The organism is Pseudomonas sp. PSKL.D1, assembly GCF_028898945.1.
Taxonomy (GTDB): domain Bacteria; phylum Pseudomonadota; class Gammaproteobacteria; order Pseudomonadales; family Pseudomonadaceae; genus Aquipseudomonas.
In genome coordinates, this window is the sequence record NZ_CP118607.1 from 352,201 (window position 1) to 368,468 (window position 16,268).

Consider the following 16,268-nt stretch of genomic DNA (forward strand, 5'->3'; position numbering starts at 1 on the left):
TGACGGAGGCGTAAGTCTAAAGAGCGCTACCCCCAGCGGCAAGCAAAGGCTTGCCGCCAGGTGCAAGCGGGGTCAGATCATGCGCCACAGCTCTTGTGGCATGCCGGCGTAGGCGGCCAGAGGTGGCATGACGAAGGACTGGACCACCTGGATCGCCAGGAAGGCGAAGATCGGCGAAATGTCCATGCCGCCGAGGTTTGGCACGATACGGCGGAACGGCGCCAGCACCGGCTCGCTGATCTGGTAGGCCAGCTCTGCAGCCGGGTTATGGCTGTTTGGCGCGACCCAGGAAACGATCACCATCACGATCATTGCGACCCAGAAGATTTTCAGGAATAACGAGGTGATGCCAATGATCGCCCACATCAGCAGGTGCAGTACGTCACCGAACGTGCCGTAAGTCACCATCAGCACAAAGCCCATCAGCAGGGCCTGAATGACGATCGAAAGCAGCAGTGACGAGGTGTCCAGGCCACCGATGCTGGGGATGATGCGGCGGATCGGCTTGAGCAGCGGCTGGGTGGCGCGCACCGCGAACTGGCAAAGCGGGTTGTAGAAGTTGGCCTTGACCAACTGCAGCACAAAGCGCAGCAGGACGATCACCAGGTACAGGCTGACCAGGGTTTGCACCACGAAGATCGCGGCGCCGGACAGTGCATTCATCAAGAACTCCTTATTTGCCCAATTGTTCGGCCAGTTCGGCGGAACGCTTCGATGCGGCTTGCAGTGCCTGCTCCACGATGGCTTCGAAACCGTTGCCCTGGAACGACTTGATCGCCGCTTCGGTGGTGCCGGCCGGCGAGGTGACGCGGCGGCGCAGTTCAGCGGCATCGACGTCGCTGGCCACGGCCATGTGGGCGGCGCCCAGGGCGGTTTGCAGGGTCAGCTGAGAGGCTGTTTCGCGTGGCAGGCCGAGTTTTTCGCCTGCGGCGGTCATGGCCTCGATCAGCAGGAAGAAGTATGCCGGGCCACTGCCCGAAACGGCTGTCACGGCATCGAGCTGTTGCTCTTGCTCCAGCCACAGGGCAGTGCCGACGGCCGACAGCAGCTGCTCGGCTTGCTGGCGCTGTTCGGCAGAAACCTCGGCCGTGGCGTACAGGCCGCTAACGCCCTGGCGCAGCAGGGCCGGGGTGTTGGGCATGCAGCGAACGACCGGGCGCTTGCCAACCCAGTTTTGCAGGCTTTCGCAGGTGATGCCAGCGGCGATGGAGACGATAAGCTGGCCAGCCTGCAAGCTTGGCTGCAAGGCCTGGCAAACGGCTTTCATCACCTGAGGTTTGACCGCCAGTACGATCACATCGGCCCCGGCAATGGCTTGGGCGTTGTCTTCGAACACTTCAATACCGTGCTCGGCGTGGATGCGTGCGCGGGTCTCTGCGCCCGGGTCGCTGGCGCGGATCTGCGCGGCGTCCAGGCCCTGGGCACGCAGGCCGCCGATCAGGCTGGCGGCCATGTTGCCGGCGCCGATAAAGGCGATACGTGTCTTGCTCATGTCAGGTCCTTGAAGGAAAGAGTGAGTAAAGCATGGAATCAGGCCGTGCCGTAGTCGCGGGCCCCGAACAGGGCGGTGCCGATACGCACCCAGGTCGCCCCTTGAGCAATCGCCGCTTCAAGGTCGTGGCTCATGCCCATCGAAAGGGTGTCCATGCCGAGGCCGAGCTCTTCTTGCAGCTGGCGCAGGCTGGCGAAGGCAGCCTCTTGAGCGTGGCGGTCTTCGGTGGGTTCGGGGATTGCCATCAGCCCGCGCAGGCGCAGGTTGGGCAGTGCGGCCACAGCGTTGGCCAGTGCAGCGAGGCCCGCCGGGGTGCAGCCAGACTTGCTGTCTTCGCCGCTCACATTCACCTGCAGGCAGATGTTAAGCGGCGGCAGGCCTTCAGGGCGCTGTTCGGACAGGCGTTGGGCGATTTTCAGGCGGTCCACGGAATGTACCCAGTCGAAATGTTCGGCAATTGCCTTGGTCTTGTTCGACTGAATGGGGCCGATGAAGTGCCAGATCAAGGGCAGATCGCGCAGTTCATCCTGCTTGGCCAGTGCTTCCTGCAGGTAGTTCTCGCCCACATCACGCACACCGGCCGCGTGAACTTCGCGGATGGCGCTGGCCGGTTTGGTCTTGCTCACGGCCAGCAACCGAACGCTCGCCGGGTCACGTCCGGCGGCCTGGGCGGCGGTCTCGATGCGGGCGGCAAGGGCACAAAGGTTGTCTGCTATGGTGGACATGGATCGCTGCCGTCTGCTCAGGAGTCTGCGGCATTCTACCTACTTGTTGATGGCCTTTGGGGAGTCTCATGGACGTGACCGACCTGTTGGCCCGAGCTGTGGAGGCAGGGGCAAGTGACCTGCATCTGGCTGCGGGCGAAATACCGATGCTGCGCCTGGATGGCGAGTTGCGGCGGATGGAATTGCCGACGTTGCAGGCTGCGGAGTTAACTGATGGCATGGCGTCTTTGCTCGATAAGCCCCGGCAAACGCAATGGCTGCAGGGGGATGAGCTGGATTTGGCGCTTGAGCTGCCAACGCTTGGGCGCTTTCGGGTAAATCTGTTTCGTCAGCTGAGGGGGCCGGCCGTGACTTTGCGTCTGATACCGCAGCGCATCCTGACGGTGGAAGAACTCGGCCTGGAAGATGTGTATCGAGCTGTTTCGCAGTGTGCCGATGGCCTGATTCTGGTGGGTGGCCCGACCGGAAGCGGTAAGTCCAGCACCTTGGCGGCGTTGCTCGACCGGCTGAACCGCGAGCGCCCACTGCACATCATCACCCTTGAAGACCCTGTGGAGGTTATCCACAGCAGCCACAGCAGCCTGGTGAATCATCGTGAGGTGGGCCGGCATTGCCGCGATTTTTCACAGGGGCTACGTAGCGCCCTGCGTCAGGACCCGGACGTCATCATGATTGGCGAATTGCGTGACCTCGAAACCATTCGTTTGGCCCTCAGAGCGGCGGAAACCGGGCATCTGGTGCTGGCGACGGTGCATACCCGTTCGGCGGCGGGCAGCATCGACCGGTTGGTTGAGGTGTTTGCTGCCGAGGAAAAGCCACTGGTGCGGGCAATGCTGGCGGAGTCGCTGCGGTTGGTGGTGGCTCAGGTGCTGGTCAAGCGGATTGGTGGTGGGCGGGTGGCTGCCCGGGAGGTGCTGGTGGCGACGTCAGCGGTGCGTAACCTGATTCGCGAGGGGCGCATGGCACAGTTGTGTTCGGTGATGCAGAGCGGGGCGGCGGAGGGGATGCGGACGATGGAGGGCGCTTTGCGGGGGCTGAAAGAAAAGGGGTTGATTGGCGAGTTGTAGGTGCCTGCCCCGGCCTCTTCGCGGGTTTACCCGCGAAGAGGCCGGGGCAGGACAGTGCCGATCGGTTTAGCGCTTGGCCAGCGCCAACTGCTGCTGATCCTTCGGCAACACCCGCTTGGCAACAACATAATGCTTCTGCCAGTAAGGCTTGCTCAAGTTGTCGATGCTCACCCGCTTGCCGCGACGCGGCGCGTGGATGAAGCGGTCGTTGCCCAGGTAGATGGCAACGTGGTTAACCCGGCGGCTCTTGATGTTGAAGAAGATCAAATCGCCAGGCTTGAGGTCACTCTTGGCCACTTTCACGCCGTGGCCTTGAGCCATGGCATTGGAGGTGCGCGGCAAGTCGACATCAGCTACATCGTTGAATGCATACTTGACCAGCCCGCTGCAGTCGAAGCCCTTCTTGGGGCTGCTGCCACCCCACACGTAGGGCGTACCGAGCACATTGACGGCACGGCTCAGCACATCGCTGCTTTGCTTGGGCGACATTGTCGCCACAGCCGGCAGGTTGTGGGCCTTGCCTGGCGTGCTGGCGCGAGCGCGCAACGTAGCCTGTTTGGTAGGCGCGTGTTTCACTGTGGCATTGGTGGTATAGCCGGTGAAACCATTTGGAAGACGTTGCTCACGATTGGTGGCGTGGGCGGCCAGGGGCAATAATAGACAGAGGGTCAGCCATGTCTTGAATAAAGGCGGCATAGATGAAGCTCTTGTGAATGTTTTAAGTGTTTTATGTGTGTTGGCGCGCAACTTTATAACAGCTTTTTGATCACTTTTTGATCCGTTGGTCGATTGTCATGTTGCCGTACGTCGGCCTGCGCACGAAAAGTCACATTTTTTCTTAGAAAATTTTTGGATAACCCACAGGGGGCTATGAATGAACACTTATCAACACGGGGAGCCCTACCACGATACCCACAGCAAGGTGATCGGCTATTTGCTGTGGATTTTCGGCTTCACGGGTTCGCACCGTTTCTACTACGGCAAGCCGATTACCGGGACCATCTGGTTCTTCACCCTTGGGCTGCTGGGTATCGGCTGGCTGATCGACCTGTTCCTGATCCCATCGATGGACCGTGAAGCCGACCTGCGTTTTCAGTCAGGCCGCATCGACTACAACATCGCCTGGATCCTGCTGACCTTCCTGGGCATTTTTGGCGTGCACCGCTTGTATCAGGGCAAGTGGATCACTGCGATCATCTACTTCTTTACCGGTGGGTTGTTCCTGGTCGGTGTGCTGTATGACTTCTGGACCCTGAACGGCCAGATATCACAAGCCAACGCCGAACGCCGCTGAGGCAGAAAAAAGGCCTTGTCGCTGAGAGCGGCAAGGCCTTTTTGATTACTGGCGGGTTTGTCGCTGTTGCAGCAGCAGGTTGTTGAAACCGGCCCCTGCCAACTGCTTCTGCGCCCCGGTCAGCTGTTCGCGGTTGCTGAACGGGCCAACCAGTACGCGGTACCAGGTTTCCTCCTTCACCGTGCCGGATTCCACCTTGACCGCCTGGCCAAGCAGGATGATCTGGGCGCGCACTTTGTCGGCGTCAGCCTGTTTGCGGAACGAACCGGCTTGCAGGAAGAACTGTGTGGTCGCTGCCGGCTTGATCACCGGCGGAGCAGGCGGTGGCGTTTGCCCCAGCAGTGCAGCCTGGGCGCGCGCGGTGTCGATCTTCGCCGCTTCCGCTGGCGTAACCGGTGTAACGGGTTGCGCTGGCACCGGCGGCGTTTTCTCCGGCACGGCTTCTGGCGGCACGATCACCTCGGACTCCGGCAGCAGCGTGTAGAAGTCGTACTTCGGCTTCACTGGCTGCTGCGGGGTTGCAGTCGTGGTTTTGCTGGCCTCGGCCACCTTTTCCGGCTTCTGCTGCTCGGGCTTGGCGCGCTTGATGTCGCCGCCCCCGGGTTCAAGTTTCATCAGGAAAACGATGAAGGCGCCAACGGTCAGGCCAACCGCCAACCATACCCAGCCGGGAATCGGCTGTTTGGCCGGTGCCTGATTGCGGCTGGCGCCGCGCTTGGGTGCAGGTTTTTTCTTGGCAGCCAACTTACATACGCTCCAGGGTTTCCAGGCCGAGCAGTTCCAGACCTTGCTTCAGGGTACGGCCGGTGAGGGCAGCCAGGCGCAGGCGGCTCTGTTGCTGTGCCGGGGTTTCGGCGGCAAGGATCGGGCAGTTCTCGTAGAAGCTGGAGAACAGGCCGGCGAGGTCGTACAGGTAGCTGCACAGTACGTGCGGGGTGCCTTTGTCGGCCACGCTGTTGAGGATTTCGCCGAACTGCGCCAGGCGTGCGGCCAGGTCTTGCTCGTGGGCGGCTTCTAGCACGATGTTGCCGTCGACCTCATCGAAGCCTTTGCCCAGCTTGCGGAACACACCAGCCACGCGGGTGTAGGCGTACAGCAGGTACGGCGCGGTGTTGCCCTCGAAATTGAGCATCAGCTCGAAGTTGAAGCTGTAGTCGCTGGTACGGTGCTTGGACAGGTCGGCGTACTTCACCGCGCCGATGCCAACTACTTCACCGATGCGGCGCAGTTCGTCTTCGGCCAGGCTCGGGTTCTTTTCCTTGACCAGTGCGTAGGCGCGGTCCTTGGCTTCGGTTAGCAGGTCGATCAGCTTGACGGTGCCGCCATCGCGGGTCTTGAACGGGCGGCCATCGGCGCCGTTCATGGTGCCGAAGCCCATGTGCTCCATCTGCATCGGGTGGCCGACGAAGCCTGCGCGGCGGGCCACTTCGAACACTTGGTTGAAGTGCAGGGCCTGGCGCTGGTCGACGAAGTACAAGGCGCGGTCAGCCTTGAGCACGTTGCTGCGGTAGCGCACGGCGGCCAGGTCGGTGGTGGCGTACAGGTAGCCGCCGTCGGCCTTCTGGACGATCACTGGTAGCGGTTCGCCTTCGGAGTTCTTGAATTCTTCCAGGAATACGCACTGGGCGCCTTGGTCCTCGACCAGCAGGCCTTTGGCCTTGAGGTCGGAAACCACGTGGGCCAGGTCGGCGTTGTAGGCGCTTTCGCCCATCACGTCAGCCATGGTCAGTTTGACGTTCAGCAGTTCGTAGGTTTTCTGGCAGTGGGACAGCGAAATATCCTTGAAGCGTGTCCACAGTGCCATGCAGTCCGGGTCACCGGCTTGCAGCTTGACCACCAGGCCACGGGCGCGGGTGGCGAATTCTTCGGACTCGTCAAAACGCTTCTTGGCGGCGCGGTAGAAGTTTTCCAGGTCAGATAGCTCGTCGCTGGTGATCGGGTTTTCTTCCAGGTAGGCCAGCAGCATGCCGAACTGGGTGCCCCAGTCGCCTACGTGGTTCTGGCGGATCACGTCGTCACCAAGGAATTCCAGCACGCGGGCAACGCTGTCACCGATGATGGTCGAACGCAGGTGGCCGACGTGCATCTCTTTGGCCAGGTTCGGTGCCGACATGTCGATCACCACCTTCTGCACAGGCCCGGCCTTGCGCGCGCCCAAGTGAGCGTCGGTCAGGGCAGCGTCCAGGCGGTTGGCCAGGGCGTCGGTGTTCTGGAAGAAGTTCAGGAAGCCCGGGCCGGCGATTTCGACCTTGCTGATGTCGGCACTGGCCGGCAGTGCATTGATCAGTTTTTCGGCCAGGTCACGCGGCTTCATGCCGGCCGGCTTGGCCAGCATCATGGCGATGTTGCTGGCGAAGTCGCCGTGGGTCTTGTCCCGGGCGTTTTCCACCTGGATCGCCGGCGACAGCCCTTCAGGCAGCACACCGTCGGTGACGAGTTGGGTGAGGGCTTGCTGGATCAGCTGGCGAATGGTGTCTTTCATGGGAGTCTCTTTTCGACCGCAAGCGCGGTGGAGCGCCTGGATGCGCAGGTGGAAAAACTGGGCATTATCCGTGGCCGGGGCCGGGTTGCCAACCTTTGGGGTGATCGCGATGCCTGTCGACTGTAGATACTCTGTTGGCGGTCAAGCTTTTCTCAGGTGTTCAGCGCTGAAAAGCTTGGCCGTATCAAATGGCTCATCTCCACGCATGCATGCCCAGATGCCTGTCAGGTACTTACGCATGACGGCAGCGATGGCCTGCATTTTCTTCTTGCCCCTGTTGACCAGCGACTCGTAAAAAGCCCTCGCATAAGGGTCGCAGCGCACCGCGGTCAAGGCAGGCATGTACATGGCTGCCCGCAGGTACGCATTCCCACTTTTGCCGAGTCTGCCGGGCTTATCAATGCTCGTCCCCGATTGTGTCTGTCGAACATCGAGTCCCGCGTGGCGAGCTACCTGCGAGGACTTGAGCATTTGAGGAAGGGTGGTCAGTTCAGCGAGTGCAGCAAGTGCCGAGACTTCTCCCATCCCGGGACCTGCAAGTAGCTGCTTGTACTGCCGAGTAAGCGTCGGACACTGGGCGATCAGCTCGCGACCTGCCTTACGGAAGCGCTCAATTCGATTATCCAGTGAAACAATCGCTTCCTCTTGATCCTCGATCAGCATCGACACGGTCGTAGCCGTTGCCTGTAATGCATGCAGCTCGTTTTTTGCCCTGGTGCGGTGTCCCACCAATCGATTGATATGTCGACCCAGAGCTCGCAGCTCAAGCTGCACAGGGTTTGGGGGTGTCCACAAGCGTGGTGTCATACGCTCGCCGTACTCGGACAGCAGTTGAGCATCTATTGCATCGGTCTTGCTGTTCACCAGCATCAGTTTGGCGAAATTGTGGAAGCTCTTGGGGTTGATCACTGAAACAGGGAGATCGGCCGCATGTAGCTCAAGGGCCAAGTCCAAGTAATAGATCCCGGTCGCCTCCATCACGATCGACTTGGGCTTGAGTGCCAGCAGCTTTTTTACTGCAGCCTTACGGCCTGCCGGTGTTTGAGCGATATCCCACTGACCGGCAGGACGCCCATCTTTGCGCACCCCGGCGATCGAAGTACGTGAGCCGATATCGAGACCAACCCAGACACTCATTCTTCCCCCTCCCAAGCGAGTTAGGTAACAATGGCCTCCGGTTCCCCGACCTCGAACTTCATGCCGCTGCAACCTTGTAATGCGAAGTCCGACTTGTCGGCTTCTCGATACTCTTCGTAGTGGGCAATGAGGCGGGGGGCCTCTCTACATACAAGGTCAGGGCCATCCCTGCCTTCAGGAGCGGTCGGCCTCCCCGGAAGTGCTTCTTCAGCCTGACGAGCATAACCACTCTCGCCAGGCCAGACACAACATACAAGGAGCGGCCTTGTGTCGCAAAAAGGGTTGCGCGGCAACCCCGTGCGTCAATACAGGTCAACCGGATCAACATCCAGCGACCAGCGCACCGGCCGCCCGCTGGGTAACTGCTCCAACACTAGCAACCAGGCGCTCATCAGTCGATGCAAGGGCGCCCGGGTATTGGCCTGGATCAACAACTGTGCCCTGAAACGCCCGGCCCGGCGCTCCATGGGAGCCGGTACCGGGCCCAGGAGTTCAATGCCCGGCAAGCGTTGTTCAGCAATCAGTTGCTCGGCCGCGCTGCAGGCTTCGTCCAGAAATGCCTCGGCCTGTCCCGGCTTGTGTGCCTCCGCGCGCAGCAGCGCCAGGTGCGAATAGGGCGGCAGGCCAGCGGCGCGGCGCTCTTCCAAGGCCTGTTCGGCAAAGGAGAAATAGCCCTGCTCGGTGAGCTGCACGAGCAGCGGATGGTCCGAAAGGTGGGTCTGGATGATCACCTTGCCGGGCTCTTCGGCACGTCCGGCACGCCCAGCCACCTGAACGATGAGCTGGGCCATGCGCTCGCTGGCGCGGAAGTCGCCGGAAAACAGCCCGCCATCCGCATCGAGAATGGCCACCAGCGTTACCCGCGGGAAGTGATGCCCCTTGGCAAGCATCTGTGTGCCCACCAGGATGCTCGGTTGCCCGCGCTGGATGGTGGTGAACAGGTTGTGCATGGCGTCCTTGCGCGCGGTGCTGTCGCGGTCCACCCGCAGGATCGGGTAGTCGGGGAACAGCACTTTCAGGCGCTCTTCGGCACGCTCTGTGCCCGCACCCACCGGGCGTAGGTCCACGTGGAAGCACTTGGGGCACTGCTGCGGGATGTGCTCGTCATACCCGCAGTGGTGGCAGCGCAGCACGGCCGAACGCTGGTGCACGGTCATGCGGGCATCGCAGCGCGGGCACTCGGACAGCCAGCCGCAGTCATGGCACAGCAGTGTGGGTGCAAAACCACGGCGGTTGAGGAATACCAGCACTTGCTGGCCGGCTTCCAGTGTCTGGCGGATGGCCTGCTGCAAGGGGCCGCTGATGCCGCTGTCCAGTGGCAGGCTCTTGACGTCCAGCCGCAGCATGCGGGGTGGGCGGGCGCCGCCGGCCCGCTGGTTCATGCGTAGCAGGCGGTAGCGGCCAGTCAGTGCGTTGTGCAGGGTTTCCAGCGAAGGGGTTGCGGAGCCGAGCAGAATCGGGATGTTTTCCTGGTGCGCCCGCACCATCGCCAGGTCCCGGGCATGGTAGCGCAGGCCTTCCTGCTGTTTATAGGAGCCGTCGTGCTCTTCATCGATGATGATCAGGCCCGGGTTCTTCATGGGTGTGAACAGGGCCGAGCGGGTGCCGATAATGATGTCGGCCTCGCCGTCGCGGGCAGCCAGCCAGGCATCCAGGCGCTCGCGATCATTCACGGCCGAATGCAGCAGGGCGATGCGGGCATTGAAGCGTTGTTCGAAGCGCGCCAGGGTTTGCGGGCCCAGGTTGATCTCGGGGATCAGCACCAGCGCCTGCTTGCCCGCCTCCAGAGTTTCGCGGATAAGCTGCAGGTAAACCTCGGTCTTGCCGCTGCCGGTGACACCTGCCAGCAGGAAGGCGCCGAAGCTGCCAAATCCTTCACGCACTGCATCAAAAGCATCGCGCTGCTCATCGTTCAATGGCAGTTCGGGTTGTGCCAGCCAGTGTTCATGGCGGGCCGATGGCAGCTGGCGGCGAATCTCGACCTGCACCAGTCCCTTGGCCAGCAGCAGGTCGAGGCTGTCCTTGTTCAGGTTGAGCTTGCCCAGCAGGCTGTGCGCCACGCCATGCGGGTGTTGGGCCAAGGTCTTGAGGGCATCGCGTTGGCGCGGGGCGCGGGCAATGCGCGGGTCTTCAAGGCGTGCACCGGGGCTGACATGCCAGAAGCGTTCCTGGCGCATTTCAGCAGGTTCACCCTGGCGCAGCAGGGTGGGCAAGGCCCAGCTCAGGGTGTCGCCGAGGCTGTGCTGATAGTATTGAGCTGTCCACAGGCACAGCTTGAACAGCGACGCCGGCACCGGTGAAACCGGGTCGAGCAGCGCGACCGCCGGTTTGAGCTTGTCGGCGGGGACTTCACTCTGTTGGCATACCTCCACCAGCACGCCGATCATTTCCCGGCGGCCGAAGGGCACGCGGATGCGCATGCCCGGGGTCAGCGCCTGGCGCGCCATGCTCGCTGGCGCCTTGTAGTCGAACAGGCGGCGCAGCGGTGAAGGCAGGGCAAGGCGCAGGATGACGTCGGGCACGCGTGAGGTCTCAGGGTGAATCAAAGAGGGCGAGCCTAGCAGACGACGGTCGGTGCAAGCGACAACTTGCGTTGGCGCGCTGCTCTGGTATTATTCGCCGCCTAATTACGTGCGGTATTCAACAATTGGTGTTGGGTGGCGGCACGCAGCTCGAGGAAGTGACCATGAAAGCAGATATTCATCCGAACTACGAAGTAGTTGCAGTCACCTGCAGCTGCGGCAGCAAATTCGAAACCCGTTCGACCCTGGCCAAGCCGCTGGCGATCGACGTGTGCTCCCAGTGCCACCCGTTCTACACTGGTAAGCAGAAAGTCCTGGACACCGGTGGTCGCGTACAGAAGTTCGCCGATCGCTTCGGTATGTTCGGTACCAAGAAGTAATCATGCGCATGGCGAATCCTTCGGGTTTCGCATTGCTGCAAAAAAAGGCGCCCCTTGTGGGCGCTTTTTTTATGGGCGCGATTTGGCACGCCCCGGCTCTGGCGTTTTGCCCGTTACCGGACAACCCACAGCAGGTTGTGGTGAGGCAGGTGGTGGATGGCGACACCCTGCGCCTGGCAGACGGTCGCAGCGTGCGCATGATTGGCATCAATGCGCCTGAAATCGGCCGCAAGGGCCGTACCAGTGAGCCGTATGCCGAAGCGGCCAAGCGGCGCCTGCAGGCGCTGGTCGATGCCAGCCAGGGTCGGGTCGGGCTTGTGCCGGGAGTTGAGGGTAAGGACAAGTACGGCCGCACCTTGGCACACCTTTATGGCCGTAATGGTGACAATCTAGAGGCGCGGTTGCTCAGTGAGGGGCTGGGCTATCGTGTGGCCGTAGCCCCCAACGTGAGTTTGACCAACTGCCAGCAAGGCGCCGAGCACGCCGCGCGTAAGGCTGGCGCAGGGTTATGGCACCAATCCCCTGTGCTGAAGGCTGGCGACATCCGGCAGTCCGGGTTTGCTGTCGTCGGCGGGCGTATTCAGCGCATCGAGCGCAATCGAGGCGGTATCTGGCTTGAGCTGGACAACGCGCTGGTGTTGCAGATTCCCACTCGTCTGCAGCGCAACTTCCCCGCAAGCTTCTTCGATAATCTCAAGGGGAGCCAAGTCGAAGCGCGTGGCTGGGTGCTGGACCGATCCCGCAAAGGCGGCCTCCAGCCCGGGCAGCGGCGTTGGTTGTTGCCATTGACCGACCCGAGCATGCTGGAGCGTATTCCAGGCTGAAAAAATGTAGACATTTCGCTATAGGATTGTACACACTGTAAGCCCAATGCCCCCGTGTGTTATAGCGTAAAGTCGTAGGCTCAAGGCCTTGACACAAGTGACCGGCCAGTCTTGTAGCTCCCCGGCTCTTTGCGTATCCTCGGCGGTCCGTCAGAACAGTAAATAGCGGAATGCCCACCATGTCAGACCTGAAAACCGCCGCTCTCGAATATCACGCTCAACCTCGCCCGGGGAAACTGAGCGTCGAGCTCTCCAAGCCCACCGCCACCGCCCGCGACCTCGCCCTGGCTTACAGCCCAGGCGTTGCTGAACCCGTGCGTGAAATTGGCCGTGATCCAGAGCTGGCCTACAAATACACCGGCAAGGGCAACCTGGTCGCGGTAATTTCCGATGGCACCGCCATCCTCGGTCTGGGCGACCTCGGCCCACTGGCTTCCAAGCCGGTCATGGAAGGTAAGGGCGTTCTGTTCAAGCGTTTCGCTGGTATTGATGTGTTCGACATCGAAGTCGAATCGGAGAGCCCACAGGCTTTCATCGACACCGTACGTCGCATCTCCATCACCTTCGGTGGCATCAACCTCGAAGACATCAAGGCCCCAGAGTGCTTCGAAATCGAGCGCACCCTGATTGAACAGTGCGATATCCCGGTCTTCCACGATGACCAGCACGGTACTGCGATCGTTACCGCAGCCGGCATGATCAACGCGCTGGAAATCGCTGGCAAAAAACTGGAAGACGCCAAAATTGTTTGCCTGGGTGCCGGCGCTGCCGCGATCTCCTGCATGAAGCTGCTGGTCAGCATGGGTGCCAAGGTCGAGAACATCTTCATGATCGACCGCAGTGGCGTGATCCACGCTGGCCGCGACGACCTGAACCAGTACAAGGCCCAGTTCGCTCACGCTACCGACAAGCGCACCCTGGCTGACGCCCTGGACGGCGCAGACGTGTTCGTAGGCCTGTCCGGCCCGAACCTGCTGAGCCCGGAAGGCCTGAAGTCGATGGCTGCCAACCCGATCGTGTTCGCTTGCTCCAACCCGGACCCGGAAATTTCGCCAGAGCTGGCTCACGCCACCCGCAGCGACGTGATCATGGCTACCGGCCGTTCGGACTACCCGAACCAGGTCAACAACGTGCTGGGCTTCCCGTTCATCTTCCGTGGTGCTCTGGACGTTCGCGCCAAGCGTATCAACGAAGAAATGAAGATTGCTGCCGCCATCGCCCTGAAAGACCTGGCCAAGCTGCCGGTGCCTAAGGAAGTTTGCGAGGCTTATGGCGTTGACGGCCTGGAATTCGGCCGTGAGTACATCATTCCGAAGCCACTGGACGCTCGCCTGATCACTGTTGTTTCCGACGCAGTGGCCAAGGCTGCCATTGAATCGGGCGTTGCTACCCTGCCATATCCGAAGCACTACCCGCTGAACAGCGTGGATGAAGTGTTCAACGGCTGATTGCAGCTGTAGCGGTATAAAAAAGCCCCGGCTCGCGAGAGCCGGGGCTTTTTTATTGCTTGCGCAAAACATTCAGAGGCTGGCGCGATCTCTGTGGGAGCGGCCTTGTGTCGCGAAAGGGCTGCGCAGCAGCCCCGGCAATATCGGCTGCGAAGCTGCAATCGATTGGGGGCGCTACGCACCCCTTTCGCGACACAAGGCCGCTCCCACAGGAATAGCGCATGCATCGAGGTAAGCACTGGACCCGTGGTGCGGCTTCGCGGGTGTGTTGTCAGAACAGATCCATCGGCGCCGCATCGTCTGCCGGCAGCGGGCTACCCGGTGCCGCACCATTACCCAGCTCGTCCACCGAAGGCGGCGAATCCTCCGCCTTGAACAGCTCGAAATATGCATTCGGCGTGCTTGGCGAAGCCGCACGGCCGCTGACCGGGTCCACCCGCAGGCTCAGGATACCTTCCGGCTCGGCCGGAGGATGGTTTGGCTTGTCCTTAAGCGCTGCACCCATGAAATTCATCCAGATCGGCAGCGCCACGGTGCCACCGTACTCACGACGGCCGAGGGTTTCCGGCTGGTCGAAGCCGACCCACACGGTGGTCATGTAATCAGCGTTGTAACCGGAGAACCACGCGTCCTTGGACTCGTTGGTAGTACCGGTCTTGCCCGCCAGGTCGGCACGGCCCAACGCCAGTGCCCGGCGCCCGGTGCCGCGCTTGATTACATCTTGCAGCATGCTGGTCAGGATGTAGGTAGTACGGCCATCAATGATCTGTTCGGCGATGGTTGGCGTTTGCGGTGGTGGCGCGATCTGGCCCAAAGCGGACGGCGCCTCGCCTGGCATGGCGGCAGTGCTGATGGGCTGCTCCGGTGCAGCGAGGCCTGCATGGTCCTCTGCACCCTGCGGCACACGGGCCGGGTTGGCAGTGAACAGCGTCTCACCGCTACGGCTTTCGATGCGGTCGATCAGGTACGGGCTGATCTTGTAGCCGCCGTTGGCAAAGGTGCTCCAGCCGGTGGCGATTTCCATCGGGGTGAGGGTGGCGGTGCCCAGTGCCAGCGACAGGTTGCGCGGCAGGTCCTGCTTGTTGAAGCCGAACTTGGCGATGTAGTCGATGGTGCGGTCCACGCCCATTGCCTGAAGCAGGCGGATGGAAACCAGGTTGCGCGACTTGTACAGCGCCTCGCGCATACGGATCGGGCCGAGGAAGGTGTTGGTGTCGTTCTTGGGCCGCCAGACTTTGTCCAGGTATTCGTCCACGAACACGATCGGTGCATCGTTCACAAGGCTGGAGGCGGTGTAGCCGCTGTCCAGGGCTGCGCTATAGATGAACGGTTTGAAGCTCGAACCTGGCTGACGCTTGGCCTGCATGGCACGGTTGTAGTTGCTCTGCTCGAACGAGAAGCCTCCGACCAGGGCGCGGATGGCACCGTTGTAAGGGTCGAGGGTAACCAGCGCACTCTGTGCACCAGGTACCTGGCTGAACTTGAGTTTGCCATCGTCCAGGCGTTGCAGGCGCACCACATCCCCGACCTGGGCCACGTCAGTCGGCGACTGCGGCGAGCGGCCCTGGGCGTTGGTGTTGATGAACGGGCGTGCCCACTTCATGGTGTCCCAGGCAACGTCTTCTTCCTTGCCGCCACGGGTCAGCACTTTCAGGCCGGCTTTGTCCACGTGGGTGACGATGGCAGGTTCCAGCCCGCCCAGCGTGCGCAGTTTGTTCAGCTCTTGTAGCCAGGCTGCTTGCGCCTTGCCGGGGAAGCGTGCCTCGGGCCCGCGGTAGCCGTGGCGCTCGTCGTAATCGGACAGGCCATTGAGCACGGCCTTGTTGGCCATTTCCTGCATGTCGCTTGGTACGGTGGTAGTGACACGGAAGCCTTCTGTGTAAGCGTCGCTCCCATAGCGGCCAACCATCTCGGCGCGGGCCATTTCGGCGATGTACGGCGCGTTAACTTCAGGTGTCGGCACGTGGTAGCTGGCGTTGAGCGGTTCGGCCAAGGCTGCCTGGTAGCTGGCCTCATCGATTTTGCCCAGCTTGTACATGCGGCCGAGAATCCAGTCGCGGCGCTCCTTGGCGCGTACCGGGTTGGCCAGCGGGTTGAAGCGCGACGGCGCCTTGGGCAGGCCGGCGATCATGGCCATTTGCGCCAGGCTCACGTCACGGATCGACTTGCCGTAGTAAACCTGTGCGGCTGCATCGATACCGTAGGCACGGTTGCCCAGGTAGATCTTGTTCACGTACAGCTCGAGGATTTCGTCCTTGGTCAGCTCACGCTCGATCTGCAAGGCCAGAAGAATCTCGTTGGTCTTGCGCGAGAAGCTGCGCTCGCTGGTGAGGAAGAAGTTCTTCGCCACCTGCATGGTGATGGTGCTTCCGCCTGTCTGGATATGGCCGGTTTTGACCAGCTGGGTGGCGGCACGCATCAGGCTGCTCGGGTCGACCCCGTAGTGGTTGAGGAAATTATCGTCCTCAGCCGACAGAAGCGCCTGAATGAATTGTGGGGGGATTTCTGCAAAGCGGATGGGCGAGCGGCGCATTTCGCCGAACTCGGCAATCAGCTTGCCATCGCTGCTGTAGACCCTCAGCGGGATCTGCAACTGGATGCTTCTGAGCGAATCGACCGACGGCAGGTTGGGGCTAAGATACAGAAACGCACCGCTCACACCGAGTACGAGCGCGCAGATGACTGCGACGAAAGACCACCAGATGAACTTCAGCAGGCGTATCAAGGCTTTTGGGTGTCCAGGTTGAGAGGTGAATTGCGCACGGGGCCGGCGGACGAAAAACGCTGGGCATTATAAGCATTTTTCGCCTCGCCGGGTGACCGGCCGGGCGGCCCGCTGCACCGCCTGGCTGTCGAGGGCTGGTGGTGCGCGGGTATCAGCGGCTAAAGGAAACAGC

14 protein-coding genes are annotated in these 16,268 nt (G+C 61.5%); 5 read left to right on the top strand and 9 right to left on the bottom strand.

Features of this window, described 5'->3' with window-relative positions:
* Positions 1 to 72: 72 nt before the first annotated feature.
* From PVV54_RS01465 to PVV54_RS01475, 3 genes are read right to left on the bottom strand one after another with little or no spacing between them, the layout of a single operon-like run.
* Positions 73 to 663, bottom strand: coding sequence for a YggT family protein (locus tag PVV54_RS01465; RefSeq protein ID WP_274908260.1), 591 nt, complete (start codon positions 661 to 663; stop codon positions 73 to 75).
* Between the two features lie 10 nt (positions 664 to 673).
* Positions 674 to 1,492, bottom strand: a complete 819-nt coding sequence (gene proC, locus PVV54_RS01470) for a pyrroline-5-carboxylate reductase (RefSeq protein WP_274908261.1) — start codon at positions 1,490 to 1,492, stop codon at positions 674 to 676.
* Positions 1,493 to 1,530: 38 nt separating this feature from the next.
* Positions 1,531 to 2,217 carry a YggS family pyridoxal phosphate-dependent enzyme gene (locus tag PVV54_RS01475; RefSeq protein ID WP_274908262.1) on the bottom strand — a complete coding sequence of 229 codons (687 nt, stop codon included), beginning with the start codon at positions 2,215 to 2,217 and terminating at the stop codon, positions 1,531 to 1,533.
* A 68-nt stretch (positions 2,218 to 2,285) separates the two neighbouring features.
* Between PVV54_RS01475 and PVV54_RS01480 the strand changes: the two genes are divergently transcribed.
* Positions 2,286 to 3,284, top strand: a complete 999-nt coding sequence (locus tag PVV54_RS01480; protein ID WP_274908263.1) for a type IV pilus twitching motility protein PilT — start codon at positions 2,286 to 2,288, stop codon at positions 3,282 to 3,284.
* A gap of 66 nt (positions 3,285 to 3,350) precedes the next feature.
* Here the strand turns inward: PVV54_RS01480 and PVV54_RS01485 are convergent, their stop codons facing one another.
* The gene (locus PVV54_RS01485; RefSeq protein ID WP_274908264.1) at positions 3,351 to 3,980 is read right to left on the bottom strand and encodes a C40 family peptidase; all 630 of its coding nucleotides are present in this window, start codon (positions 3,978 to 3,980) and stop codon (positions 3,351 to 3,353) included.
* A 178-nt stretch (positions 3,981 to 4,158) separates the two neighbouring features.
* On the opposite strand from PVV54_RS01485, the gene PVV54_RS01490 reads away from it, so the two are divergent.
* Complete coding sequence (locus PVV54_RS01490; protein ID WP_274908265.1) at positions 4,159 to 4,578, top strand: NINE protein; 420 nt, start codon at positions 4,159 to 4,161, stop codon at positions 4,576 to 4,578.
* A 45-nt stretch (positions 4,579 to 4,623) separates the two neighbouring features.
* Here PVV54_RS01490 and PVV54_RS01495 read toward each other — a convergent pair whose 3' ends face one another.
* The 4 genes from PVV54_RS01495 to PVV54_RS01510 form a co-directional block, all read right to left on the bottom strand.
* Positions 4,624 to 5,322: an SPOR domain-containing protein gene (locus PVV54_RS01495; protein ID WP_274908266.1), complete on the bottom strand. Its 699-nt coding sequence runs from the start codon at positions 5,320 to 5,322 to the stop codon at positions 4,624 to 4,626.
* A 1-nt stretch (position 5,323) separates the two neighbouring features.
* On the bottom strand, positions 5,324 to 7,060 hold the full coding sequence (gene argS, locus PVV54_RS01500; RefSeq protein ID WP_274908267.1) for an arginine--tRNA ligase: 1,737 nt from the start codon (positions 7,058 to 7,060) through the stop codon (positions 5,324 to 5,326).
* A gap of 141 nt (positions 7,061 to 7,201) precedes the next feature.
* Positions 7,202 to 8,197 (bottom strand): IS110 family transposase, encoded by a 996-nt coding sequence (locus tag PVV54_RS01505; protein WP_274907733.1) that lies wholly within the window; start codon positions 8,195 to 8,197, stop codon positions 7,202 to 7,204.
* 302 nt (positions 8,198 to 8,499) lie between these two features.
* Positions 8,500 to 10,719 (bottom strand): primosomal protein N', encoded by a 2,220-nt coding sequence (locus PVV54_RS01510; protein WP_274908268.1) that lies wholly within the window; start codon positions 10,717 to 10,719, stop codon positions 8,500 to 8,502.
* Positions 10,720 to 10,883: 164 nt separating this feature from the next.
* Here PVV54_RS01510 and rpmE point away from each other — a divergent pair, with 164 nt between their 5' ends.
* The 3 genes from rpmE (at position 10,884) to PVV54_RS01525 (ending at position 13,371) form a co-directional block, all read left to right on the top strand.
* Positions 10,884 to 11,099 (top strand): 50S ribosomal protein L31, encoded by a 216-nt coding sequence (gene rpmE / locus PVV54_RS01515; protein WP_029614303.1) that lies wholly within the window; start codon positions 10,884 to 10,886, stop codon positions 11,097 to 11,099.
* 2 nt (positions 11,100 to 11,101) lie between these two features.
* Complete coding sequence (locus tag PVV54_RS01520; RefSeq protein ID WP_274908269.1) at positions 11,102 to 11,923, top strand: thermonuclease family protein; 822 nt, start codon at positions 11,102 to 11,104, stop codon at positions 11,921 to 11,923.
* Positions 11,924 to 12,102: 179 nt separating this feature from the next.
* Complete coding sequence (locus PVV54_RS01525) at positions 12,103 to 13,371, top strand: malic enzyme-like NAD(P)-binding protein (protein ID WP_274908270.1); 1,269 nt, start codon at positions 12,103 to 12,105, stop codon at positions 13,369 to 13,371.
* A 271-nt stretch (positions 13,372 to 13,642) separates the two neighbouring features.
* On the opposite strand, the gene PVV54_RS01530 is transcribed toward PVV54_RS01525, so the two are convergent.
* Positions 13,643 to 16,096, bottom strand: coding sequence for a penicillin-binding protein 1A (locus tag PVV54_RS01530; RefSeq protein ID WP_274908271.1), 2,454 nt, complete (start codon positions 16,094 to 16,096; stop codon positions 13,643 to 13,645).
* Positions 16,097 to 16,268 lie beyond the last annotated feature (172 nt).

What these genes read in the sequence shown, in the direction of transcription:
- PVV54_RS01480 (WP_274908263.1), top strand. Translation starts at nt 2,286, where the DNA reads ATGGACGTGACCGACCTGTTGGCCCGAGCTGTGGAGGCAGGGGCAAGT.
- argS (WP_274908267.1), bottom strand. Translation starts at nt 7,060, where the DNA reads ATGAAAGACACCATTCGCCAGCTGATCCAGCAAGCCCTCACCCAACTC.
- PVV54_RS01520 (WP_274908269.1), top strand. Translation starts at nt 11,102, where the DNA reads ATGCGCATGGCGAATCCTTCGGGTTTCGCATTGCTGCAAAAAAAGGCG.
- PVV54_RS01490 (WP_274908265.1), top strand. Translation starts at nt 4,159, where the DNA reads ATGAACACTTATCAACACGGGGAGCCCTACCACGATACCCACAGCAAG.
- proC (WP_274908261.1), bottom strand. Translation starts at nt 1,492, where the DNA reads ATGAGCAAGACACGTATCGCCTTTATCGGCGCCGGCAACATGGCCGCC.
- PVV54_RS01505 (WP_274907733.1), bottom strand. Translation starts at nt 8,197, where the DNA reads ATGAGTGTCTGGGTTGGTCTCGATATCGGCTCACGTACTTCGATCGCC.
- PVV54_RS01465 (WP_274908260.1), bottom strand. Translation starts at nt 663, where the DNA reads ATGAATGCACTGTCCGGCGCCGCGATCTTCGTGGTGCAAACCCTGGTC.
- PVV54_RS01485 (WP_274908264.1), bottom strand. Translation starts at nt 3,980, where the DNA reads ATGCCGCCTTTATTCAAGACATGGCTGACCCTCTGTCTATTATTGCCC.
- PVV54_RS01525 (WP_274908270.1), top strand. Translation starts at nt 12,103, where the DNA reads ATGTCAGACCTGAAAACCGCCGCTCTCGAATATCACGCTCAACCTCGC.
- rpmE (WP_029614303.1), top strand. Translation starts at nt 10,884, where the DNA reads ATGAAAGCAGATATTCATCCGAACTACGAAGTAGTTGCAGTCACCTGC.
- PVV54_RS01475 (WP_274908262.1), bottom strand. Translation starts at nt 2,217, where the DNA reads ATGTCCACCATAGCAGACAACCTTTGTGCCCTTGCCGCCCGCATCGAG.